A 21,822-nucleotide genomic window follows, 5' to 3' on the forward strand; every position below is an offset into this window, starting at 1 on the left:
CGCCGTCGCGCCGACGAATCCGCTCATCGATGGCTGACGACACCATGGACATGTTCAACGGCTGGGGGCCGACCATCGCGCAGGGCGCCTGGACCACCGTGGAGGTGGCGCTGGTGTCGTCGGTCTTCGGCATCGCGCTGGGGCTGCTGGGCGCGGCGGCCTGCCTGTCCCGCTTCAAGGCGGTGCGCTGGCTGGCCGAGGCCTACATCACGGCGATACGGGGCATCCCGCAACTGCTGCTGATCCTGATGGTGTACTTCGGCAGCACGGTGGTCTTGAGCCGCCTGCTCGCGCTGGTCAGGCCCGACGCGGGCATGGTCGAGATCCCGCCCTATCCGGCGGGTGTGTTTGCACTGGCATTGATCTTCGGCGGCTACGCCTCGGAGGTGTTCCGCGGTGCGCTCACGGCCATTCCCCGCGGGCAGGTGGAGGCCGGCATGGCCGTGGGCATGGGCACCCTGCAGATCTTCTTCGTGATCCAGTGCCCGCAGATGCTGCGGCTGGCGCTGCCGGGCCTGGGCAACATCTGGATCTCGACGCTCAAGGACACCTCGCTGATCTCCATCGTGGGGCTGAGCGAGCTGATGAAGGCCTCCGAACTGGCCACCAGCGACACGCGCCGCGCCCTGTTCTTCTACCTCAGTGCCGGCGCCATCTACCTCACGCTGACCGTGCTGAGTTCGCTCGTGCTGCATCAGCTCGAGCGCCGCGGCGCCCGTGGCGAAAGGACGGCCTGACCATGGATGTCGAACTCATTGTCGAGAGCCTTCCGGTGCTCTGGCAGGGCGCGCTGCTCACGCTGGAACTCTTCGCGATCACGATGGTGCTCGCGACGCTGCTGGCGGTGCCGCTGGCCATCGTGCGCGTCCAGAAGGCCTGGTGGCTGCGCTGGCCCGTCGAGGTGTTCTCGCAGGTCTTCCGGGGAACGCCGCTGCTGGTGCAGATCTTCATCGTGTACTACGGCATTGCCCAGATCGATGCGGTGCGCGACAGCTGGGCCTGGCCCTACCTGCGCAAGCCGTACTGGTGCGCCGTCATCACCTTCGTGCTGAACACGACGGCCTACGCCGTGCACATCTTCCGCGGGGCGATCCAGGCGGTGCCGCACGGCGAGGTCGAGGCCGGCCAGGCCTTCGGACTGTCGTTCGGTGCGCTGTACCGCCACATCATCCTGCCACGGGCGATGCTGCTGGCGCTGCCGGCCTACGGCAACGAGGTGATCAAGACGATCAAGCGCACCTCGCTGGCCAGCGCCATCACGCTGTCGGAGCTGACGGGCGTGGCCAACACCCTGGTGGCGCGCACCTTCGCACCCTACGAGATCTTCATTGCGGCCGGGTTGATCTACCTTGCCTTCGCGTTCGCCGCCAACCACCTGGTGCGGCGGCTGGAGCACCGCATGTCTCGCCATCTTCGCCACTTGCCGGCGCAGCACGGCACCGGGCCCATGCCCACTTGATCCAGGAGACCGCGTGTCCACTTCTTCCGTTCCAGAGTCGGCGATGGCCGAATTCCTCGCCTTCGCCCATGGCCTGGCCGATGCCAGCGGCGCCATCCTGCGCGAGAACCTGTACAGCCGCAGGGGCTTCGAGTCCAAGGAGGACGACAGCCCCGTCACCGTCGTGGACAAGCATGTCGAGCAGACGCTGCGCACGCTGATCCGCCACCGCTATCCCTCGCACGGCATCCTCGGCGAGGAGTTCGAAGGCCAGGACCTCGATGCCGAGTACGTCTGGGTGCTCGACCCGATCGACGGCACCAAGGCCTTCATCACGGGCATTCCCATCTACGGGACGCTGATTTCGCTGGCGCGCCACGGCACGCCGATCATCGGCGTGATCGACCATCCGATCACTAACGACCGATGGGCCGGGGCGCAGGGCCAGCCGTCCACCTTCAATGGCCAGCGCATCCGCAGCCGCGAGTGCCCGTCGCTGGCCGATGCGCTGGTGTCGTGCAGCAACCCGGAGCCCTTCGGGCCGCGCGAGCGCGAGGCGTTCGAGACGCTGCGCAGCGCCGCCAAATGGTGCGTGTACGGATCGAGCTGCTATGCGTACGGCTGCATCGCCAACGGAACGATCGACATCGGCATCGACTGCGGCCGCCATCGCGAGGTCGACTACTGCGCGCTGGTGCCGGTGATCGAGGGCGCCGGCGGCGTCATCACCGATTGGGAGGGGCGTCCGCTCACGATCTACTCCGGCAACCGGCTGGTCGCATCGGGCAACCCCCGCCGCCACGAGGAGGTCCTGCGCATGCTTGCGGGCGCCTAGCGCGGGCGACCGGGCCGTATATTCGAAGGCCGCCGCAGCCCTGTCCGGCATGGGCGGCATGGAGATCTCGTATGCCGCGGCACTTCAACTACCCGACCTGGAGTTCGCTCTCGCTGGACCGCAGCGGGTCCGATCCGCTGCACGTGCAGGTGTTCGAGCAGATCCGCCAGGCCATCGTGCAGGGCCGGATCTCCAAGAACTCGCGGCTGCCGCCCACCCGCCAGCTGGCCGCGGAACTCGGCGTGTCGCGCAACACCGTGGTCCTGGTCTACGAACGGCTGCTGGCCGAGGGCTATGTCAGCGGCCGCGTCGGGGCGGGCACCTACATTGCCGCCGTGCTGCCCGAGGAGCGCAGCGCGCCGGCCGGGGCGCCGTCGAACGCCCCCGTCGCCGCGCCGGCACCCCGGCACATCTCGCGGCGTGCGCAGGCAATGTCCGAGCTGGCGCTGCCGCCCGAACGCAATGCCACGTTCGACCTCAGCCCGACCGTGCCCGCGCTCGACCAGCTGCCCTTCGAGCAGTTCGCCAAGGTCTCGTCGCAGTACTGGCGCTCGGCGCCGGCCGCGGAGCTGGGCTACGGCTCGCCGATGGGGCTGCCCGAACTGCGCCAGCAGATCGCGGACTATGTGGGCGAGGCACACGGCATTTCCTGCCTGCCGGACCAGGTGCTCGTGGTCGACGGCACGACGCAGGGCTTCGTGCTGGCAGGCCAGGTGCTGACCGATCACGGCGATCGCATCATCGTGGAAGACCCGGGCTACATCACCCGGCTTGCCGCCTTGATGGGCTTCGGTGCGGACCTGGTGCCCGTGCCCATCGACCTGCAGGGCCTGGACAGCAGCCGGTTCGACAGCCATGCGCCCGACGCGCGGCTGATCGTGGCGTCGCCCACCAATCAGTTCCCCTTCGGCAGCACGATGCCGCTGGAGCGGCGCCTCTCGCTCCTGCAGTGGGCGCACGAGCGCAATGCCTGGGTGATCGAGTACGACTTCAACAACGCCTTCCATTTCCGCGGCAGGCCGCTGCCTCCGCTGGCGGCGCTGGACCACGGGGGGCGGGTGATCTACATCGGGAACTTCAACCGTTCCATCTCGCCCGCGCTCAACCTGGCCTATCTGGTGGTCCCGCCCGACCTGGCGGACGCCTTCGCCTGCGCCACGCAGATCTTCTCGTTCAAGGCCTCCATGCCGACCCAGGGCGTGGTGGCGGACTTCATGGCGAGCGGGCAGCTGGCGGCCCACATCCGGCGCATGGGCGTGCGCTATCGCGAACGCGCGCAGCTCATGGAGCACTGCTTCAGGACGCTGGTGGGGCGCGATTTCGAGCTGTCGACCACGGGCTCGGGGCTGCACCTGTCGGCCATCTCGCGCACGCCGATCGACGATGCGGCGGTCTCCCAGGCGCTGCTGGCGCACCGCATCGACGTGCCCGCGATCTCCGCCTATTGCCTGAGCGAGCAGGTCCGCACGGGCTTCGTCTTCGGCTTCGGCAACACGCCCGCCGAGCGGATCGCCCCGGCGTTGGCGCTCTTTGGCAGTGCGGTCGCGAACGCCTGAGGCGCGCCCACGGCCTTCAATTGTTTCGAATCCGTGAACACCGCGGTTCGTTTTGCTACGGGTTTTTACCTAGATCGAGGCGCACAATTCATCTCACGGACCAGCCCTCAAAGCTGATCTGGGTGAACAGGGCCCCGAGCGAGGTGGCCGCCCTCCGAAAAAGAACAGAGGGGCGGTGACCCACCCAAGACCGGTTCGACATCCGAAGCAAGAACTTGAACTGAATTGAAGAAGGAAGAAATCCAAATGACCGCCTCGAAGATCCTCTCCGCCGTTGCTGTTGCCCTGATGGCCGTTGCCGGCGCCGCCCATGCCGAAAGCTATGAAGGCGTGCATCAACTGACCTCGGCCGCCAGCCGCGCCGACGTCGCCGCCCAAGCCGTCGTGGCCGCGCACAGCGCCAACCCCTACGCCACCGGCGCCAACGCAGGCCCCGCGCAAGTGATCGTGTCGACTGCCAGCCGCGCCGCCGTGCGTGCCGACGCTGTCGCCGCCGCACACAGCGCCGACCCGTACGCCGAAGGCGCTTCGTCGGGCGTGGCCCCGATCGTCGCCAGCACCGTCGACCGCGCCGCGGTTCGCGCCGCAGCCCGCGCTGCCGCCCACGGCGACGCACTGCCGCTGTAAGCAACAGCCCGAATGCTTCGCCGACGGGATCGGCGAACGTTCCAGGTCTTCATGAAAGCCGGCCCTGCTAACGCAGGGCCGGCTTTTTTCATGGGCCATGACCGTGAATTCTTGGCCGAAAGTCACATTGCCTTGGCCTTGCGCATCCCTCATGATTTGGGCGCGGGAGGGATGGTCGCCAGAGCGCATGCTTTCGCATTAACGCATCGCCGTGGTGCGGACACGCGAGAATCGAGCGTCGTTCCGACCGCGAAAAAATGAAAGCACATCCGTCGCCGACCAAGCGACGACCCACTACGCATGGCCCTCACTCTCGACCCCGAAGACACGCGCGGACGCATCCACGACCTGGTGTGGAGCGGCTTCCATGCCGATGCCGACATCGGCTGGATGATCACCGACGAGTACCTCGATCCGGATGAGCTCACGCCCGAGGACCGCGCCTGGATCAAGGCCGAAACCACGCGCGCCTGCGCCGCCAAGCGCGCCGCCGAGGCGCAGTGGCCCGCGCAGACCGAGTACGACCGGCTCGAGGCGGTGTTCGCGCAGCTGCGCAGCGAAAAGATCATCGCCCTGCACCGCGCCGGCAACACGCTGTCCGACGGGCACGATGACGTGCGCGAGCAGTGGCGTGCGGCGGGCCGGCTCGAGTCCGGCATCCGCGGCTGCTGCTTCTATCACGCACAGGACCTGGACGGCGCCGTGCGCTCCGGCCGCCTGTTCCTCGCCTTCAGCGGCGGCATGATCCCCGAGATCGCGCAGCGCGAAGCCAACACCGTCGTGGTCGGTCGCCGCATCGTCGAGCTGCTGCGCGACGCCGGCTTCGGCGCGCAATGGAGCGGCAACATCAACGAGCGCATCGAAGCCGACCTCGGCCAATGGCGCAAGCGAGGCCCCGCCGCGTGAGTGCGCAGGCCTGGCAGCCGCCGCGCCGCATCGACGCGATCGACTTCTGGCTGCGCTCGCGGCTGCTCGCCACGGCCCACGCCCTGCGCGAAACCCTGCGGCCCTCGGCCCGGCGCTGGCCCGGCGGCGCGCACGCACTGGCCGATGCGCCGGTGCTCGCGCAATACCGAACCCCCCTGTGGTCCGACGGCCGGGCCGACGAATTCCCGCTGGTCGCCGGCAAGGTGCACAACCTGCGCGTGGCGCGGCCGGCCTTCGACGCCATCGAGGTGCCGGCCGGCGAGGTGCTGAGCTTCTGGCGCCAGCTGGGGCGACCGGGTGCCGGGCGCGGCTTCGTGGTCGGGCGCGAGGTGCGCGGCGGTTGCGTGGTGCCGACGCTGGCCGGCGGGCTGTGCCAGCTGTCGAACGCACTGGCCACGGTGGCCGTGCGCGCGGGCTTCGAGCTGGTCGAGCGCCACGGCCACACGGCACGCATCGAGCAGGCCGACACGCCGGACAGCGACGCCGTCGATGCGACGGTGTTCTGGAACTACGTCGACGTCAAGCTGCGCGCCCGGCACGCCTGGCGGCTCGAAGTGGCGCTGACCGACACCGAGCTCGTGGTGCGCATCCGCGCGCGCACGCCGCTGGCGGTGCCGGTCGAGCCCGTCATGCTGCGGCGCACGAACGACGACGTACCCACCGCGTTGCCGCTGGCGCGCGGCTGCCTGAGCTGCGACCAGACGGCGTGCTTTCGCCACCGTCCGCCGGTCGATGTCGGCGCCGAAGGGCGCACCGCCGTGCTCGTCGATGGCTGGACGCCGGAGTTCGCACGCCACCTGCGCGAGGCGCATTCGCAGGCGCAGCGCATGCAGCCCGTGCCGCTGCGGCTCGCGTTCTGGCGCGTGCCTTCCGTTGGTTGGCATCGCGAGCCTGCGACGAACGCAGCGGTGACCACAGCGTGGGCCGCGAGCCTGCGCCGCGCCGTCTGGCAGCGGCTCTGGGCGCGGCAGGCGGGTCGGCGCCAGGCCAGCCTGATCGACGGCCAGCGCTGGCTCGCGCAGACCTTTGCCGCGCGGCTGGCGCCTGCGCACACGCACCTGGTGGTCGAGCAGTCGCTGCTGCCGCACCTGCAGCGCCTCGGTGCGCTCGACGGGCGCCGCCTCACCGCGCTGGCCAGTGCCTTGCCGATGGCCGACATTGAAAAGAAGCTCGATGCCGCATCGCAGCGCTGGCCCGGCGACGCCACCTTGCGCGACTTCCGCGCCGATGCATCGCTGGTGCGCGACGAGGCCCTGGCGCTCGCGCGTGCGGCGGTCGTCGTCACGCCGCATGCAGGGGTGGCACAGGCCATGGCGACGTACGCGCCGCAGGCCACGCTGCAGCGGCTCGACTGGGCGTTGCCGCAGATGAAGGTCGCGCACAGCAAGCGCGAAGAACCACCGCTCGTCGTGTTCGCCGCCAGCGCACTGGCGCGCAAGGGCGCGCGTGAACTTGCTGCCGCGCTGCAAGGCTGGCCGTGCCGCCTGCGCGTGCTGGGCGCACCCTCGGACGACGCGCGGCTCTGGCAGGGCATCGAACACATTCAACACATGAACTGGCAAGGCGACTGGCTGGCCGGTGCGAGCGTTGTCGTGCTGCCCGCGCACGTCGAGCACGCCCCGCGCGCATTGCTGCGCGCCGTGGCGGCCGGCGTGCCCGTGGTGGCATCGACGGCCTGCGGCCTGGCCGGTGTGCCAGGTGTGCACGAGGTCGCACCCGGCGACATCGACGCACTGCGCACCGCCTTGCAGCAGGCCGTCCGCCTGACCTGAACGGAGAACAACCCCCGTGGCATCGATCGAACAGGCCCGCGCGGCCCTGGCTTCCCATGGCGCGCTGGCGCCGCAATCCGCCGCCGAGCACTGGCACGGCGAGCTGGCGCTGCCCGCCGCCCTCGCCACCTTCTACGAACAGGTCGGCCCGCTCGGCGAGTGGGTCAACGAGCGCGTGGGCTACGCGGGCCTCACGGTGCCGACCACCGGCAACCCGTTCAGCATTCCCGCGCTCTCGCGCCTGTGGCAGTTGCAGGCCGGCTACCGCTGGCACGGCATCACCGGCGAGCGCATTGCCGACTGGCCCGACCATTGGCTGGTGGTGGCCGACCAGGGCGCCGATCCGTTCATCTTCGACCTGCGCACCGGCGCGATCCAGTTCGCGATGCACGGCACGGGCGCCTGGGAGGAAGACGAACCGCTCTTTGCCGACATCTTCGAGATGGCCGCCTGCCTGGGCACCATCGGCCAGGTGTGGGACGAAGCGGGCGACGCCATCTTCACCGACGAGGACGACTGCGAGGTCGACCCGGTGCACCGCGCGCGCCTGGTCGAGCGCCTCGTGCCGCTGCTGGGGAGCGCCGCGGCGGCCGAAGGCATCGTCGACGTGTTCGGCTGGTAAGGGACAAAAGAAAAGACATGAGCATCGACCTGCAGACCCTCAAATGCGGCGAGTGCGGCAGCAGCGCGCTGCGCCGCACCGGCCTGAACGAATACACCTGTTCGCACTGCGGCTCGATGTCGCTGGTGGAAGACGACGTGTCCGACCGCCTCGAGCGCGTGCTGCAGCAGGTCAAGCACCACGCCGGCCAGCAGATCGCGGCCGAACAGGCGCTGCGCCAGAAGCAGATGCTGCGCACGGTCGGCTTCGTCGTGATCGGCTTTCTCGGCGTGGCGGTGGCCGTCCAGGTCGCGATGCTGCTGTTCGGTTCGGGCCAACGCAGCGATACGCCTTCGGTGGCGCGCGCGATCGTCGATCGCACCATCGCGACCGACGGCCTGAAGCTCTCCGAGCCGCGCCAGGTGCTGGTCGGCGAGCGGCCGAAGCTGTTGGTGCTGGCGCGCAACGAGACCGGCCGGCCGCTCGAGCGGCCCAGCCTGAAGGTGGTGTTCCACGACGGCGACACGCGGCTGAACGAGCGCAGCGAATCCCTGCCGATCGATGTGCTGATGCCCGGCGAGTCCGCGCCCGTGCTGGTCGACCTGCCCTCGGGCCAGAACGTCACGCGGCAGGACGTGACGGTCGAGAAGCTGTCCGAACCCCGCAGCGCTGCCGAAGGGCCGCGCCTGGCGTTCTCGCGCGTGCGGCTGGTGCAGCAGGGCGAGCGCGTGCGCCTGGTCGGGCGCCTCGTGCATGCGGGCGCCGCGGGTGCGCCGGCGTTCGGCAGCATCGAGGCGCTGGTCACGCTGTACGACGACGCGGGCCAGGTGATCGGCGTCGGGCGCGGCCATGCGCCGGGGTCCGAGCTGGCGCCCGGCGCACGCACGGCGATCGATGTCGATCTCAGCCGCTTCGGCCGCGGCGCCGCCATCGCGGCCTGGGACTACCGCATCGGCTACCGCACCGTCACGCCCTCGGGCGCGCGCACCACGGTGCTGAGCGTCGACCGCGTGATCCGCACGACCGGCGCGCCGGAGGCCTTCCACCCCGACCTGCGGCTGGGCACCGAAGACCTGCTGGCCGACGACAGCGAGCGCTTCGACCCGCGGCAGCTCGAACTGCTGCCGCTGGTGGCGGGGCGCAGCACGATCCAGCGGCCGCTGTTCATGACCGAGCTGGTGAACCGCAGCGCCGACGCCATCGTCATTGCGCCCGGCGCCGTGATCTCGCGCTTCGGCGGCAGCACGGCCGACGGCACCACGCGCCTCGATGCGCTGGCCTCCCTGTACCCGGGCGAGCGCTTTCCGATCCTGCTGGAGCCCAAGGCCGTGGACCGCATCACGCAGACCCGCGCCGAGTGGAAGCCGATGCGCCGCGCCGCGCTGCCCGGCCCGCGCAAGCCGCTGGAGGTGCAGGTGACGGGCACCCAGGCCGGCACCGGCAGCGTGCTGCTCAACTTCAGCCAGCGCTTCACCTACAAGAGCGTGGAGGTCACGGGCACGGTGAAGAACCCCGGCACGGCCATCGCGGCCAAGGTGCGGCTGTGGGTCAGCCTGCGCGACCGCAACGACCAGCTGACCGGCTTCAAGCTGATCGAGAACCTGCCGGCCATCGCGCCGGGCGAGAGCGTGCCCTTCCAGGTCCACGTGACGCAGCACGGGCGCGATTTCGCGAGCGTCGCGACGCTATACCAAACCGAATAGCCCCGCGCGTGACGGCATCGGGCGGTTCGCGCCATGATCGCGCCATGATTCCGCTTTCGATCCTCGACCTTTCCCCGATCACCGAAGGCAGCGATGCCGCGCAGTCGTTCCGCAACTCGCTGTCGCTGGCGCAGCACGGCGAGAAGCTGGGCTACACGCGCTACTGGCTGGCCGAGCACCACGGCATGCCGGGCATCGCGAGCGCGGCCACGGCCGTGCTGCTGTCGCACGTGGGCGCGGGCACCTCCACCATCCGCATCGGCGCCGGCGGCGTGATGCTGCCCAACCACTCGCCGCTGGTGATCGCCGAGCAGTTCGGTACGCTGGAGTCGCTGTACCCGGGGCGCATCGATCTGGGCCTGGGCCGCGCGCCCGGCTCCGACCAGCGCACCGCGCGCGCCCTGCGGCGCAACCTGGAGTCGGACGCCGACCAGTTCCCGCAGGACGTGATGGAGCTCATGGACTTCATGTCGAAGAACCCGCAGCAGGCCGTGCGCGCCGTGCCCGGCGCGGGGCTCGAGGTGCCGGTGTGGATCCTGGGCTCGAGCACCTTCGGCGCGCAGCTGGCGGCGCACCTGGGCCTGCCGTATGCCTTTGCCTCGCACTTCGCGCCGCAGCAGATCATGCAGGCCATCCAGATCTACCGCGAGACCTTCAAGCCCTCGGCGCAGCTGAGCAAGCCCTACGTGATGCTGGGCTTCAACGTGTTCGCGGCCGACACCGACGCCGAGGCCGAGTTCCGCGCCACCTCGTGGCAGCAGGCCTTCGTGAACCTGCGCAGCGGCCGCCCGGGACGCCTGCCGCCTCCGGTGGAGAACTACCGCCAGAAGGTCGGCCCGGCCGAGAACGCGCTGCTCGACTCGGTGCTGTCGTGCTCCGCGGTGGGTTCGGTCGAGACCGTGAAGCAGGGCGTGGAAGCGTTCGTGGCGCGCACCGGCGCCGACGAACTCATGATCACCTCGCAGGTGTTCGACCACGCGGCCCGGCTGCGCTCGTACGAGCTGCTGGCCGAGGCCTTCGGCCAGAAGAAGCCGTAAAGCCTAGGCCCGCTTGCGGGCTTCCTCGTCCACGAGGTCCTTCTTCGAGAGCTTGCCCACGGCGGTCTTGGGCAACTCGGCGCGGATTTCGAGCGCGCCGATCATCTCGTGCTTGCCTAGGCGGTTCTTCAGGAAGCTTTTGAGCGCGTCGAGCGTGAGTTCGTCCGCGCCGTCCTTCAGTTTCACGAAGGCCTTCGGCGACTGGCCGCGGTACTCGTCGGGCACGCCGATCACGCAGACCTCGGCCACCGACGGGTGTTCGTACACCGCCTCCTCGAGCACGCGCGGGTACACGTTGTAGCCGCCACACAGCAGCATGTCCTTGGTGCGGTCGACGATGTACAGGTAGCCGTCGGCATCCATCTTCGCGACGTCGCCGCTGCGGAAATAGCCGTCGGCCGTCATTGATTCGGCGGTGGCCTTTGGGTTGTTCCAGTAGCCCTTCATGACGTTCGGGCCCTGCACGCACAGCTCGCCGGGCTCGCCGAACGCGGTCACGTCTTTCGTCGGATCGTCCAGGCTCACGAGCTTGATGCGCACGCGCGGCAGCGGCATGCCGCACGAGCCGGCCTTGCGCACGCCGCGCGCGGGCGTGAAGGTGCCCACGGGCGAGGTCTCGGTCATTCCCCAGCCTTCGTTGAGGTGGCAGCCGGTGAGTTCGAAGAAGCGTTGTTCCACTTCCACCGGCAGCGGCGCGCCGCCCGAGCCGCAGAACTTCAGCGAGCGCAGGTCCATCTCTTTGGCCTTGGGGTGCGAAAGGATGGCGGTGTACATGGTCGGCACGCCGGGGAACACGCTGATCTTGCTGGCCGCGAGTTCGTTCATCACCGCGTCGACATCGAAGCGCGTGTGCAGCACCAGCGCCGCGCCCAGGCGCACGCCCAGCAGCATCGCGGCGCTGAGCGCGAAGATGTGGAACAGCGGCAGCACGACCAGGAAACGCTCCTTGCCTTCGTCGAGGATCGGCGGCTCGCCGCGCGTCGACTCGTAGTACTGCGCCGAGGCCGACGTGAGGTTGGCGTGCGTGAGCATCGCGCCCTTGGGCAGGCCGGTGGTGCCGCCGGTGTACTGCAGCACGACGATCTCTTCGGCGAGGTCGCCCAGCGGGTAGGTCTGGTGCGTGCCTTCGCTCTGGAGCAGATCGGTGAAGCGCACGTGGCGGTCGTCGGTGGGCACCGGTGCGATCTGGCCGGCGGCCTGCAGCTGCGCCTGCACCTTGTCGCCCGCCGCGCCGTAGTCGCCGAGGCTGCCGACCACCAGCGTCTTCAGGCGCGAGCTGTCGAGCAGGCGCGCCATCAGCGGGTAGAGGTTCACGAGGTCAAGCGTGACGAGGATGTCGGTGCGGCTGTCCTCGATCTTGTGGGCCAGCACGCGCTCGGCGTCCAGCGGCGAGTAGTTCACCACCGTGCCGCCGGCCTTGAGCACGGCGAAGAATGCGATGGGGTAGTGCGGCGTGTTCGGCAGGTAGAGGCCGACATGCACGCCCGGCTTCACGCCCAGGTCCTGCAGGCCCTTGGCGGCGCGGTCGACCGCCGCGCCGAGCTGGGCGTAGGTGAGGACCTGGCCCATGAACTCCACGGCCGAATGGCCGGGCCAGCGCGCGACCGCTTCGTCGAGCATCTGCTGCACAGGCTTGACCGGCAGGTCGGCGTCCCAGCGCATGCCGGGCGGGTAGTTGCGCGTCCAGGGGGTGGGGTCGCCAGAGAGGGAAGGGGTCGCCATGCGTGTTGTCTCCGCTGTGTTTCGGGGCACTGTAGCGCCGGCCTTTCGCATCGTGGAGTGGCGGCTGACAAGCCGGCGACACGGGTTTTCCCGATTTCCCACACGCCGGATGCCCCTGTCGCCGGGCTGGGACAATGGCGGGCTTATGGCAAAACAACGGATCGTGGTCGGGCTGAGCGGCGGGGTGGACTCCGCGGTCACCGCGCACCTGCTCAAGCAGCAGGGGCACGAGGTGGTCGGCATCTTCATGAAGAACTGGGAAGACGACGACGACAGCGAATACTGCTCGTCGAACATCGACTTCATCGACGCCGCCAGCGTGGCCGACGTGCTGGGCATCGAGATCGAGCACGTCAACTTCGCCGCCGACTACAAGGACCGCGTCTTCGCCGAGTTCCTGCGCGAGTACAAGGCCGGCCGCACGCCCAATCCCGACGTGCTGTGCAACGCCGAGATCAAGTTCAAGGCCTTTCTCGACCACGCCATGCGGCTGGGCGCCGAGAAGATCGCCACCGGCCACTATGCGCGCGTGCGCCTGAACGAGGCCACGGGCCGGCACGAACTGCTCAAGGGGCTCGACAACTCGAAGGACCAGAGCTACTTCCTGCACCGCCTGAACCAGGCGCAGCTGTCGAAGACGCTGTTCCCGGTCGGCGAGCTGCACAAGACCGAGGTGCGCCGCATCGCGGAAGAAATCGGCCTGCCCAACGCGAAGAAGAAGGACTCGACCGGCATCTGCTTCATCGGCGAGCGGCCGTTCCGCGACTTCCTGAACCGCTACATCTCCAAGGAGCCGGGCCCGATCAAGGACGACCGCGGCCGCAAGCTCGGCGAGCACCAGGGCCTGAGCTTCTACACGCTGGGCCAGCGCCAGGGGCTGGGCATCGGCGGCGTGAAGGAGAAGGGCGCACAGCGCGGCGCGGGCGACCATTCGCCCTGGTTCGTCGCGCGCAAGGACGTCGAGAAGAACACGCTGTGGGTGGTGCAGGGGCACGACCATCCGTGGCTGCTGTCGTCCGAACTGAAGGCCGACGACGCGAGCTGGGTCGCCGGCGAGGCGCCCACCGCGGGCGCCTACGGTTCGAAGGCGCGCTACCGGCAGGCCGATGCGGCCTGCGAACTGGGCGAGGGTGCCAACGGCGCCTTCAGCCTGCGCTTCGGTGCGCCGCAATGGGCGGTCACGCCGGGGCAGTCGGCCGTGCTGTACGACGGCGAACGCTGCCTCGGGGGCGGCGTCATCGTCTGAACAGGCCTCAGCGGGGCTGCCGCACGCTGTCTTCGGTGTGGATCAGCGCGAGCGGGTGGCGCTTGCCGGCGAGGTAGTCCTCGACGCAGCGCAGCAGCAGCGGGCTGCGATGGCGCGCCACGCTGGCGCGGATCTCGTCCACGCTCATCCACAGCGTGCGCACGATGCCTTCGTCGAGCGCACGACCTTCCTCGCGCGCGCCCAGTTCGCCGGTGAAGGCAAAGCGCATGTAGGTCACGTCGGGTTGCTCGGCCGAGCGCGCCATGTACACGCCGAGCAGCGCGGTCGGCGTGAAGGCGTGGGCCGTTTCCTCGAGCGTTTCGCGGATGCAGCCGTCCTCGGGCGACTCGCCGGGGTCGAGGTGGCCGGCGGGGTTGTTGAGCTTCAGGCCGTCGTCGGTCTGCTCTTCGACGAGCAGGAAGCGGCCGTCTTGCTCGATCACCGCGGCCACGGTGACATTGGGTTTCCAGCGTGTGGGCATTGTGGGCGCGAGTCTATCGGCATCTCGGCTATCGCACGACATAGCCGCTGAAGCGCCAGATGCGGTCGGCGTCGAGCCGGAAGCTCACCCGTTCGCGCAACGTGCGCTCGGGCGTGTTGCCGAAGCGGGTCTCGTACTCGACGCTGACGTACTGGCCGGCCGCATCGGCGTCCGGGTCGGTCACGACCTGCCGGTGCACGGCCACCCAGGTGCGCTGCTGCGGCCCGCCGAGCGGGGCGCGGCTCTTGGCCACCTTGCTGGCGAAGTCGGTGCGGGTGATGCGCTTGCGGGTGGCGGGCGTGGCGCCGTCCCACAGCTCGCCGGCCTGGTCGCGGTCGATCATCTGGATCGCCTGCAGGCCGCCGCGCACCATGTCGCTGGCCTCGACGTCTTCAGCGAGGGCGGGGAACAGACCGCTGCACAGCAGGAGCAGCGCGGCCAGGAGGAGCCGGGGCATGGGGAAGGGCACTTGTTCGGACGGAACAAGTTGGAGGCCGACGGGGAGGAGGGGTTCCCCGCCCGGCCTGCCGGGGCGTGCGCTCAGCGAGCGTTGGAAGCTGCAGCGGCGGGCCGTGTGTCGACCTCGATGGTTTCCAGCCGGTAGCCCAGGCCGTACACCGCCAGCAGCAGGAAGCCGTTCGACGGACGCAACTCGAGCTTGGTGCGCAGGCGCGACACGTGGGTGTCGAGCGAACGCGACAGCGCCTCGACCCCCAGCCCCCAGACCGCCTCGTGCAGATGCTCGCGCGAGAGCAGGCGCCCCAGGTTCTGGAACAGGAAGAGCGCGAGTTCGTATTCGCGGTTCTTCAGTTCGACCAGCTCGCCGTGGACCCGGATGGTGCGCGAGGGCGGAAAGAAGTGGTACGGGCCGAACACCATTTCGGGTTCGTTGCGCGAGGGGTAGGCGCGGCGCAGCAGCGCATTGATGCGGGCTTCGAACTCGATCGGGCGCAGCGGCTTGGCCATGAAGTCGTCGGCACCGACATTGAGGCCTTCGACCATGTCGCTGTCGTCGTGGTGCTCGGTCACGAACAGGATCGGCATGCGGCTCTTGTAGTCCTGCCGGATCGTCTTGACGACGTCCGGGCCGTTCATGTCCGGCAGGCGCCAGTCGAGGACCAGCAGGTCGAAGGTCTCGCGGCGCATGGCGTGCAGCAGCGCCTTGCCGGCGGCGTACGTGTGGCACTCGTGACCGAGGCTCGCCATGGATTGGTTGATCAACCGGAGTTGGTCCGGCTCGGTGTCGAGTACTGCAATGCGCATTCCATTCCCTTGTTCCGCCCTGTGTGGACCTCTATGTGTCCGCAATATGAATCGAAGTGTATCTATCTGCGTCTGAAATCATTGCTGTGAATTGCTATTAATTCACGCAAATTGATTTTATGTATGTGGTTCAATTGCTAATTGAATCCAATTGGTGTTAGTTGATTGCAATCTAGAACCAGAGCGAGCGAAGGCGCCACAAGCGCTTCTGCGGCGGTCACCCGTGTTTCCCCCGGGGTCGGACCGGCCGCCAATTTGCTATCAATTAAATAGCTACATGTGCAGTGCCTGCGGGCGTTGAGCAGCAAAAAGAACGCGGCATTCTGGCGACAGGTGCGCTTGTAATCTTGCTGTAAGCTCTGCCCGCAATCCGTGCTGCCCCTTCCCCCTGAGGAGAACTCTATGTTGATAGGCGTGCCTGCCGAGACAGCGGCTGGCGAAACCCGAGTGGCCGTTACACCCGAAACGGTGAAGAAACTGGTGGCCTCCGGGCATACCGTGCGTGTGCAGGCCGGTGCCGGCATTGCAGCCAGCGTCACCGACGCGGCGTACCAGACGGCAGGCGCCGAGATCACCGATGCGGCCGGGGCGCTCTCCGCCGACATGGTGCTCAAGGTGCGCACGCCCAGCGACGCCGAGGCGGCGCAGCTGAAGGCCGGCGCGGTCGTCATCGGCATGCTCAATCCTTTCGACGCGGCCGGCCTGCAGCGCCTGGCCGCCGCGGGCGTCACGGGCTTCGCGCTCGAAGCCGCGCCGCGCACCACGCGCGCCCAGAGCATGGATGTGCTCAGCTCGCAGGCCAACATCGCCGGCTACAAGGCCGTGATGATCGCGGCCGACAGGTACCAGCGCTTCTTCCCCATGCTGATGACCGCCGCCGGCACCGTGAAGGCCGCGCGCGTCGTCATCCTGGGCGTCGGCGTGGCCGGCCTGCAGGCCATTGCCACGGCCAAGCGCCTGGGCGCCGTGATCGAGGCCTCGGACGTGCGTCCGAGCGTCAAGGAACAGATCGAGTCGCTGGGCGGCAAGTTCATCGACGTGCCTTACGAGACGCAGGAAGAGAAAGACGCGGCCGAAGGCGTCGGCGGCTACGCCCGCCCGATGCCCGCCAGCTGGCTCACGCGCCAGCAGGCCGAGGTCGCCAAGCGCGTCGCGCTGGCCGACGTGGTCATCAGCACCGCGCTCATCCCGGGCCGCGCCGCGCCCACCCTCGTCACCGAGGACATGGTCAAGTCGATGAAGCCGGGCTCGGTGATCGTCGACATCGCGGCCGGCAAGGGCGCCGACGGCATCGGCGGCAACTGCCCGCTGTCGGAGGCCGACAAGACCGTGGTCAAGCATGGCGTGACCATCGTCGGCGAGACCAACCTCGCGGCGCTGGTGGCCGCCGACGCGTCGGCGCTCTATGCGCGCAACGTGCTCGACTTCCTCAAGCTCGTCGTCACGAAGGAAGGCGCGCTCAAGATCGACCTCGAGGACGACATCGTCGCTGCCTGCCGCGTCACGCAGGACGGCCAGGTCACGCGCAAGTAAGAGCAGGCTGCCTTCCATGAACCGCACCATGCTCCGCGCGAAGCTGCATCGCGCCACCGTGACCGAAGCCGACCTGCACTACGAAGGCTCGTGCGGCATCGACGAGGACCTGCTCGACGCGGCCGACATGCGCGAGTACGAAAAGATCGAGCTGTACAACGTCAACAACGGCGAGCGCTTCTCGACCTACATCATCAAGGCGGCGCGCGGTTCGGGCGCCATCTCGCTCAACGGCGCGGCGGCGCGCAAGGCGCATGTGGGCGACCTGCTCATCATCTGCACCTACGCCCCCATGACCGAGGCCGAAGCCGCCGACTACAAGCCCAAGGTGGTGCTGCTTGGCGATGCCAACCGCATCAACGAAGTCAAGAAGCTCTGACAGGGCACGAAAGACCGAACGAGGAGAACACAACACCATGGAAATCGTTTCGCACACCGTCATCAACCTGACCATCTTCGTGCTGGCCATCTACGTCGGCTACCACGTGGTCTGGACCGTCACGCCCGCGCTGCACACGCCGCTCATGGCGGTGACCAACGCCATCTCGGCCATCGTGATCGTGGGCGCCATGCTGGCCGCCGCGCTCACCACCACGCCGCTGGGCAAGACCATGGGCGTGCTCGCCGTGGCGCTGGCCGCGGTGAACGTCTTCGGCGGCTTCCTGGTCACGCGCCGGATGCTCGAGATGTTCAAGAAGAAGGACAAGAAGGCCGCCCCGAAGGCTGCAGAGGGAGCCGCCAAGTGAGCATGAACCTCGTCACGCTGCTGTACCTCGTTGCCAGCGTCTGCTTCATCCAGGCCCTGAAGGGCCTGTCCCATCCCACCACCTCGATCCGCGGCAACATCTTCGGCATGACCGGCATGGCGATCGCCGTGCTGACCACCATCGCACTCGTCCACGGACAGGCGCGCGCCCTCAACGTCGACTTCACCACCGGCATCGCCTGGGTGCTGGCCGCCGTCGTGGTCGGTGGCGGCCTGGGCGCGTTCATGGCCAACAAGGTCGAGATGACCAAGATGCCCGAGCTGGTCGCCTTCATGCACAGCATGATCGGCCTGGCCGCGGTGTTCATCGGCGTGGCCGCGGTGGCCGAGCCCTGGGCCTTCGGCATCACCGCTGCGCCCGTGGCGGCGGTCGTCGGTGCGCGCACGCCCGATGGCGCGGTCCTCTTCGAGGGCTTCGTGCGTCATGCCATTCCCTACGGCAACCGGCTCGAGCTGTTCCTGGGTGCGGCCATCGGCGCCATCACCTTCAGCGGCTCGGTCATCGCCTTCGGCAAGCTCTCGGGCAAGTACAAGTTCCGTCTGTTCCAGGGCGCGCCGGTGCAGTTCTCGGGCCAGCACATGCTGAACCTGGTGCTGGGCCTGGCGACCATCGCCCTGGGCCTGGTGTTCGTGGCCACCGAAAGCTGGCCGGCGTTCTTCGCGATGCTGGCGCTGGCCTTCGTGATGGGCGTGCTCATCATCATCCCGATCGGCGGCGCCGACATGCCGGTGGTGGTGTCGATGCTCAACAGCTACTCGGGCTGGGCGGCGGCCGGCATCGGCTTCAGCCTGAACAACGCGATGCTGATCGTGGCCGGTTCGCTGGTGGGCTCTTCGGGTGCGATCCTGAGCTACATCATGTGCAAGGCCATGAACCGCTCGTTCTTCAACGTGATCCTGGGCGGCTTCGGCGGCGAGGCAACCACCGCCACCGATGGCGCGAAGGAACAGCGCCCCGTGAAGAGCGGCAGCGCCGACGACGCGGCCTACATGCTGTCCAACGCCGAGACGGTGATCATCGTGCCGGGCTACGGCCTGGCCGTGGCGCGCGCCCAGCACGCCGTGAACGAACTGGCCGAGAAGCTCACGCACAAGGGCGTCAAGGTGAAGTACGCCATCCACCCCGTGGCCGGCCGCATGCCGGGCCACATGAACGTGCTGCTGGCCGAGGCCGAGGTGCCCTACGACCAGGTGTTCGAGATGGAGGACATCAATGGCGAGTTCGCGCAGGCCGACGTGGCGATCATCCTGGGTGCCAACGACGTGGTGAATCCGGCCGCGCTCACCAAGGGCACGCCGATCTACGGCATGCCGATCCTGGAAGCCTACAAGGCCAAGACCGTCATCGTGAACAAGCGCTCCATGGCCGCCGGTTACGCGGGCCTGGACAACGAGCTCTTCTACATGGACAAGACCATGATGGTCTTTGGCGATGCGAAAAAAGTAGTGGAAGATATGGGCAAGGCCATCGAATAGGCCGAAGGTCCGTGCCCGCGATGCGGGCCTGATCGTCGCGGCGCCTCACGTGCGCCGTTTTCGTTTTTAAAAACTCATCCGACTCCGAGGAGACACATCCATGACCGAACGCCCCTGGCTCAGCAGCTACCCGCAAGGCGTGCCCGCCGACATCGACGCGTCGCACTACCCGTCGCTGGTGGCGCTCATGGAGGAGAGCTTCACCAAGTACGCCGACCGCACGGCCTACAGCTTCATGGGCAAGGACGTGAGCTACGGCGAGACCGACAAGCTCAGCAAGGCCTTCGCGGCCTACCTGCAGGGCCTGGGCCTCGTGAAGGGCGACCGCGTCGCCGCGATGATGCCCAACTGCCCGCAGTACCCGATCGCGGTGGCGGCCATCCTGCGTGCCGGCCTGATCCTGGTGAACGTGAACCCGCTGTACACGCCGCGCGAACTCGAGCACCAGCTCAAGGACTCGGGCGCCAAGGCGATCGTCATCATGGAGAACTTCGGCACCACGCTGCAGCAGTGCATCGCGAGCACGCCGATCAAGCACATCGTGCTGGCCTCCATGGGCGACCGGCTCGGCTTCCTGAAGGGCGCGCTGGTCAACTACGTGGTGCGCAACGTCAAGAAGCTGGTGCCGCACTTCAGCCTGCCGGGCGCGGTGCGCTTCAACGACGCGCTCGACAAGGGCGCGGGCGGTTCGCTCAAGCCCGTGGCCACCGGCCCCGACGACGTGGCCGTGCTGCAGTACACCGGTGGCACCACCGGCGTGTCCAAGGGCGCGGTGCTGCTGCATCGCAACGTGATCGCCAACGTGCTGCAGTCCGAAGCCTGGAACGAGCCCGTTATGGCCAAGGTGCCGGCCAACGAGCAGCCCACCAGCGTGTGCGCGCTGCCGCTGTATCACATCTTCGCGTTCACGGTCGGCATGATGCTGAGCATGCGCACGGGCGGCAAGCTGATCCTGATCCCGAACCCGCGCGACATTCCCGGCGTGCTCAAGGAACTGTCCAAGCACACCATCCACAGCTTCCCGGCCGTCAACACGCTGTTCAACGGGCTGGCGAACCACCCCGACTTCAACACCGTCAACTGGAAGAACCTGAAGGTCTCGGTCGGCGGCGGCATGGCGGTGCAGGCCGCGGTGGCCAAGCTCTGGCTCGAGAAAACCGGCTGCCCCATCTGCGAAGGCTACGGCCTCTCGGAAACCTCGCCCTCGACCACCTGCAACCCGACCAACAGCACGGCCTACACCGGCACCATCGGCCTGCCGCTGCCGAGCACCTGGCTCAAGCTGCTGGACGACGACGGCAACGAAGTGCCCACCGGCGAGCGCGGCGAGATCGCCATCAAGGGCCCGCAGGTCATGGCCGGCTACTGGCAGCGCCCCGACGAGACCGCCAAGGTCATGACGCCCGACGGCTACTTCAAGAGCGGCGACATCGGCGTGGTCGACGAGCGCGGCTACTTCAAGGTGGTCGACCGCAAGAAGGACATGATCCTGGTGTCGGGCTTCAACGTGTACCCGAACGAGATCGAGGACGTGGTGGCGATGCTGCCCGGCGTGCTCGAATGCGCTGCGGTGGGCGTGCCCGACGACAAGACCGGCGAGGCCGTGAAGCTCGTCATCGTCAAGAAGGACGAGTCGCTCACCGAAGCGCAGGTGCGCGAGTACTGCCGCGCCAACCTCACGGGCTACAAGCAGCCGCGCGTGATCGAGTTCCGCACCGACATGCCCAAGACCCCGGTGGGCAAGATCCTGCGGCGCGAACTGCGGGATAGCAAGAAGTAGTAAGGGTTCCGCCCGGGTGGGGCCGGGGCATCGATCTTGCATATTCGCGGGTCGATGCTCAGATTCATCTATGTCCGCCTAGGCTTGCTCGTGCCGACCTTCATCGGCATGACGCTGCTGGCCTTCTTTCTCATCCGGCTGGTGCCGGGTGACCCCATCGAGACGATGGCCGGCGAGCGCGGGATCGACCCCGCGCGCCATGCCGAGCTGCGCACCGCCATGGGCCTGGACAAGCCCCTGCTCGTGCAATACGGCATCTACATTGGCCGCGTGCTGCAGGGCGACCTGGGCAAGTCGCTCATCACGCAGGACACGGTGATGAGCGAGTTCCTCGCGCTCTTTCCGGCCACCGTCGAGCTCGGCGTGTGCGCGATTCTCTTCGCGCTGCTGCTCGGGCTGCCGGCCGGCATCCTCGCGGCGGTGCGGCGCAACTCCATCTTCGACCACGGCGTGATGGCCACGTCGCTCACCGGCTACTCGATGCCGATCTTCTGGTGGGGCCTGCTGCTCATCCTGTTCTTCTCGGTGCAGCTGGGATGGACGCCGGTGTCGGGCCGCATCTCGGTGCAGTACTTCGTCGAGCCGCAGACCGGCTTCCTGCTGATCGACGCGCTGCGCGCCGGCGAGACCGAGGCCTTCTGGTCGGCGCTGCACCACCTCATTCTTCCGGCCATCGTGCTGGGCACCGTGCCGCTGGCCGTCATTGCGCGCATGACGCGCTCGGCCATGCTCGAGGTGCTGGGCGAGGACTACATCCGCACCGCGCGCGCCAAGGGCCTGTCGCGCTTTCGCGTGGTGGGCCTGCATGCGCTGCGCAACGCGCTGATCCCGGTCGTCACGGTGATCGGCCTGCAGATCGGCGTGCTCTTCACCGGCGCGATCCTCACCGAGACCATCTTCTCGTGGCCCGGTGTCGGCAAGTGGCTCATCGAGGCCATCGGCCGGCGCGACTACCCGGTGCTGCAGGGCGGCATGCTGCTGCTGGGCGGCATCGTGATGCTGCTCAACCTGCTGGTGGACATCGCCTACGGCGTCATCAACCCGCGGATCAGGCACTGA

The 21,822-nt window shown here is 68.2% G+C and carries 21 protein-coding genes; 17 read left to right on the forward strand and 4 right to left on the reverse strand.

Annotated features, from left to right (window positions below):
• The first annotated feature begins 29 nt into the window (after positions 1 to 29).
• The 10 genes from AC07O4_RS27085 (at position 30) to AC07O4_RS27130 (ending at position 10,496) form a co-directional block, all read left to right on the forward strand.
• Positions 30 to 737, forward strand: a complete 708-nt coding sequence (locus tag AC07O4_RS27085; protein WP_495306139.1) for an ABC transporter permease — start codon at positions 30 to 32, stop codon at positions 735 to 737.
• Between the two features lie 2 nt (positions 738 to 739).
• Positions 740 to 1,459, forward strand: a complete 720-nt coding sequence (locus AC07O4_RS27090) for an ABC transporter permease (protein WP_495306140.1) — start codon at positions 740 to 742, stop codon at positions 1,457 to 1,459.
• Between the two features lie 13 nt (positions 1,460 to 1,472).
• The gene (locus AC07O4_RS27095) at positions 1,473 to 2,273 is read left to right on the forward strand and encodes an inositol monophosphatase family protein (protein ID WP_206167823.1); all 801 of its coding nucleotides are present in this window, start codon (positions 1,473 to 1,475) and stop codon (positions 2,271 to 2,273) included.
• Between the two features lie 71 nt (positions 2,274 to 2,344).
• On the forward strand, positions 2,345 to 3,829 hold the full coding sequence (gene pdxR / locus AC07O4_RS27100) for a MocR-like pyridoxine biosynthesis transcription factor PdxR (protein WP_070063410.1): 1,485 nt from the start codon (positions 2,345 to 2,347) through the stop codon (positions 3,827 to 3,829).
• Positions 3,830 to 4,075: 246 nt separating this feature from the next.
• Positions 4,076 to 4,456 (forward strand): hypothetical protein, encoded by a 381-nt coding sequence (locus AC07O4_RS27105; protein WP_062480474.1) that lies wholly within the window; start codon positions 4,076 to 4,078, stop codon positions 4,454 to 4,456.
• A gap of 300 nt (positions 4,457 to 4,756) precedes the next feature.
• The gene (locus AC07O4_RS27110) at positions 4,757 to 5,362 is read left to right on the forward strand and encodes a DUF6891 domain-containing protein (protein WP_495269832.1); all 606 of its coding nucleotides are present in this window, start codon (positions 4,757 to 4,759) and stop codon (positions 5,360 to 5,362) included.
• The gene (locus AC07O4_RS27115; protein WP_495306141.1) at positions 5,359 to 7,155 is read left to right on the forward strand and encodes a VanW family protein; all 1,797 of its coding nucleotides are present in this window, start codon (positions 5,359 to 5,361) and stop codon (positions 7,153 to 7,155) included. Before AC07O4_RS27110 ends, AC07O4_RS27115 begins: the two co-directional genes overlap by 4 nt.
• 16 nt (positions 7,156 to 7,171) lie before the next feature.
• Positions 7,172 to 7,777 (forward strand): hypothetical protein, encoded by a 606-nt coding sequence (locus tag AC07O4_RS27120; RefSeq protein WP_447740413.1) that lies wholly within the window; start codon positions 7,172 to 7,174, stop codon positions 7,775 to 7,777.
• 17 nt (positions 7,778 to 7,794) lie between these two features.
• Complete coding sequence (locus tag AC07O4_RS27125; RefSeq protein WP_495306142.1) at positions 7,795 to 9,459, forward strand: FxLYD domain-containing protein; 1,665 nt, start codon at positions 7,795 to 7,797, stop codon at positions 9,457 to 9,459.
• A gap of 44 nt (positions 9,460 to 9,503) precedes the next feature.
• The gene (locus tag AC07O4_RS27130) at positions 9,504 to 10,496 is read left to right on the forward strand and encodes an LLM class flavin-dependent oxidoreductase (protein ID WP_159273577.1); all 993 of its coding nucleotides are present in this window, start codon (positions 9,504 to 9,506) and stop codon (positions 10,494 to 10,496) included.
• Between the two features lie 3 nt (positions 10,497 to 10,499).
• On the opposite strand, the gene AC07O4_RS27135 is transcribed toward AC07O4_RS27130, so the two are convergent.
• Positions 10,500 to 12,218, reverse strand: a complete 1,719-nt coding sequence (locus AC07O4_RS27135; protein WP_495306143.1) for a long-chain-fatty-acid--CoA ligase — start codon at positions 12,216 to 12,218, stop codon at positions 10,500 to 10,502.
• A gap of 145 nt (positions 12,219 to 12,363) precedes the next feature.
• On the opposite strand from AC07O4_RS27135, the gene mnmA reads away from it, so the two are divergent.
• Entirely contained in the window at positions 12,364 to 13,464 is a 1,101-nt protein-coding gene (mnmA, locus tag AC07O4_RS27140; protein ID WP_095949751.1) for a tRNA 2-thiouridine(34) synthase MnmA, read from the forward strand.
• 7 nt (positions 13,465 to 13,471) lie between these two features.
• Here mnmA and AC07O4_RS27145 read toward each other — a convergent pair whose 3' ends face one another.
• The 3 genes from AC07O4_RS27145 to AC07O4_RS27155 form a co-directional block, all read right to left on the reverse strand.
• Entirely contained in the window at positions 13,472 to 13,945 is a 474-nt protein-coding gene (locus AC07O4_RS27145; protein WP_062481500.1) for an NUDIX hydrolase, read from the reverse strand.
• Positions 13,946 to 13,973: 28 nt separating this feature from the next.
• Positions 13,974 to 14,402, reverse strand: a complete 429-nt coding sequence (locus AC07O4_RS27150; RefSeq protein ID WP_492698944.1) for a DUF4019 domain-containing protein — start codon at positions 14,400 to 14,402, stop codon at positions 13,974 to 13,976.
• Positions 14,403 to 14,485: 83 nt separating this feature from the next.
• Positions 14,486 to 15,208 carry a response regulator transcription factor gene (locus tag AC07O4_RS27155; protein WP_062481504.1) on the reverse strand — a complete coding sequence of 241 codons (723 nt, stop codon included), beginning with the start codon at positions 15,206 to 15,208 and terminating at the stop codon, positions 14,486 to 14,488.
• Positions 15,209 to 15,610: 402 nt separating this feature from the next.
• Here AC07O4_RS27155 and AC07O4_RS27160 point away from each other — a divergent pair, with 402 nt between their 5' ends.
• From AC07O4_RS27160 to AC07O4_RS27185, 6 genes are all read left to right on the forward strand, one after another.
• Positions 15,611 to 16,741: a Re/Si-specific NAD(P)(+) transhydrogenase subunit alpha gene (locus tag AC07O4_RS27160; protein WP_139702225.1), complete on the forward strand. Its 1,131-nt coding sequence runs from the start codon at positions 15,611 to 15,613 to the stop codon at positions 16,739 to 16,741.
• 16 nt (positions 16,742 to 16,757) lie between these two features.
• Positions 16,758 to 17,120: an aspartate 1-decarboxylase gene (gene panD, locus AC07O4_RS27165; RefSeq protein ID WP_062481508.1), complete on the forward strand. Its 363-nt coding sequence runs from the start codon at positions 16,758 to 16,760 to the stop codon at positions 17,118 to 17,120.
• Positions 17,121 to 17,157: 37 nt separating this feature from the next.
• The gene (locus AC07O4_RS27170; RefSeq protein WP_062481510.1) at positions 17,158 to 17,487 is read left to right on the forward strand and encodes an NAD(P) transhydrogenase subunit alpha part 2; all 330 of its coding nucleotides are present in this window, start codon (positions 17,158 to 17,160) and stop codon (positions 17,485 to 17,487) included.
• A complete protein-coding gene (locus tag AC07O4_RS27175; protein ID WP_095949748.1) occupies positions 17,484 to 18,983 on the forward strand; it encodes an NAD(P)(+) transhydrogenase (Re/Si-specific) subunit beta in 1,500 nt (499 codons plus the stop codon). The genes AC07O4_RS27170 and AC07O4_RS27175 overlap by 4 nt, the downstream gene beginning before the upstream one ends.
• A 100-nt stretch (positions 18,984 to 19,083) precedes the next feature.
• Positions 19,084 to 20,763, forward strand: coding sequence for a long-chain-fatty-acid--CoA ligase (locus tag AC07O4_RS27180; protein ID WP_070063399.1), 1,680 nt, complete (start codon positions 19,084 to 19,086; stop codon positions 20,761 to 20,763).
• Positions 20,764 to 20,817: 54 nt separating this feature from the next.
• Positions 20,818 to 21,822 carry an ABC transporter permease subunit gene (locus AC07O4_RS27185; protein ID WP_095743299.1) on the forward strand — a complete coding sequence of 335 codons (1,005 nt, stop codon included), beginning with the start codon at positions 20,818 to 20,820 and terminating at the stop codon, positions 21,820 to 21,822.

The organism is Variovorax sp. GW821-FHT09D04 (assembly GCF_059416405.1).

Coding starts and splice junctions, on each gene's coding strand:
- AC07O4_RS27150 (WP_492698944.1), bottom strand. CDS start 14,402: ATGCCCCGGCTCCTCCTGGCCGCGCTGCTCCTGCTGTGCAGCGGTCTG.
- AC07O4_RS27090 (WP_495306140.1), top strand. CDS start 740: ATGGATGTCGAACTCATTGTCGAGAGCCTTCCGGTGCTCTGGCAGGGC.
- AC07O4_RS27145 (WP_062481500.1), bottom strand. CDS start 13,945: ATGCCCACACGCTGGAAACCCAATGTCACCGTGGCCGCGGTGATCGAG.
- pdxR (WP_070063410.1), top strand. CDS start 2,345: ATGCCGCGGCACTTCAACTACCCGACCTGGAGTTCGCTCTCGCTGGAC.
- AC07O4_RS27155 (WP_062481504.1), bottom strand. CDS start 15,208: ATGCGCATTGCAGTACTCGACACCGAGCCGGACCAACTCCGGTTGATC.
- AC07O4_RS27185 (WP_095743299.1), top strand. CDS start 20,818: ATGCTCAGATTCATCTATGTCCGCCTAGGCTTGCTCGTGCCGACCTTC.
- AC07O4_RS27105 (WP_062480474.1), top strand. CDS start 4,076: ATGACCGCCTCGAAGATCCTCTCCGCCGTTGCTGTTGCCCTGATGGCC.
- AC07O4_RS27130 (WP_159273577.1), top strand. CDS start 9,504: ATGATTCCGCTTTCGATCCTCGACCTTTCCCCGATCACCGAAGGCAGC.
- AC07O4_RS27135 (WP_495306143.1), bottom strand. CDS start 12,218: ATGGCGACCCCTTCCCTCTCTGGCGACCCCACCCCCTGGACGCGCAAC.
- AC07O4_RS27180 (WP_070063399.1), top strand. CDS start 19,084: ATGACCGAACGCCCCTGGCTCAGCAGCTACCCGCAAGGCGTGCCCGCC.
- panD (WP_062481508.1), top strand. CDS start 16,758: ATGAACCGCACCATGCTCCGCGCGAAGCTGCATCGCGCCACCGTGACC.
- AC07O4_RS27125 (WP_495306142.1), top strand. CDS start 7,795: ATGAGCATCGACCTGCAGACCCTCAAATGCGGCGAGTGCGGCAGCAGC.
- AC07O4_RS27170 (WP_062481510.1), top strand. CDS start 17,158: ATGGAAATCGTTTCGCACACCGTCATCAACCTGACCATCTTCGTGCTG.
- AC07O4_RS27160 (WP_139702225.1), top strand. CDS start 15,611: ATGTTGATAGGCGTGCCTGCCGAGACAGCGGCTGGCGAAACCCGAGTG.
- AC07O4_RS27110 (WP_495269832.1), top strand. CDS start 4,757: ATGGCCCTCACTCTCGACCCCGAAGACACGCGCGGACGCATCCACGAC.
- mnmA (WP_095949751.1), top strand. CDS start 12,364: ATGGCAAAACAACGGATCGTGGTCGGGCTGAGCGGCGGGGTGGACTCC.
- AC07O4_RS27085 (WP_495306139.1), top strand. CDS start 30: ATGGCTGACGACACCATGGACATGTTCAACGGCTGGGGGCCGACCATC.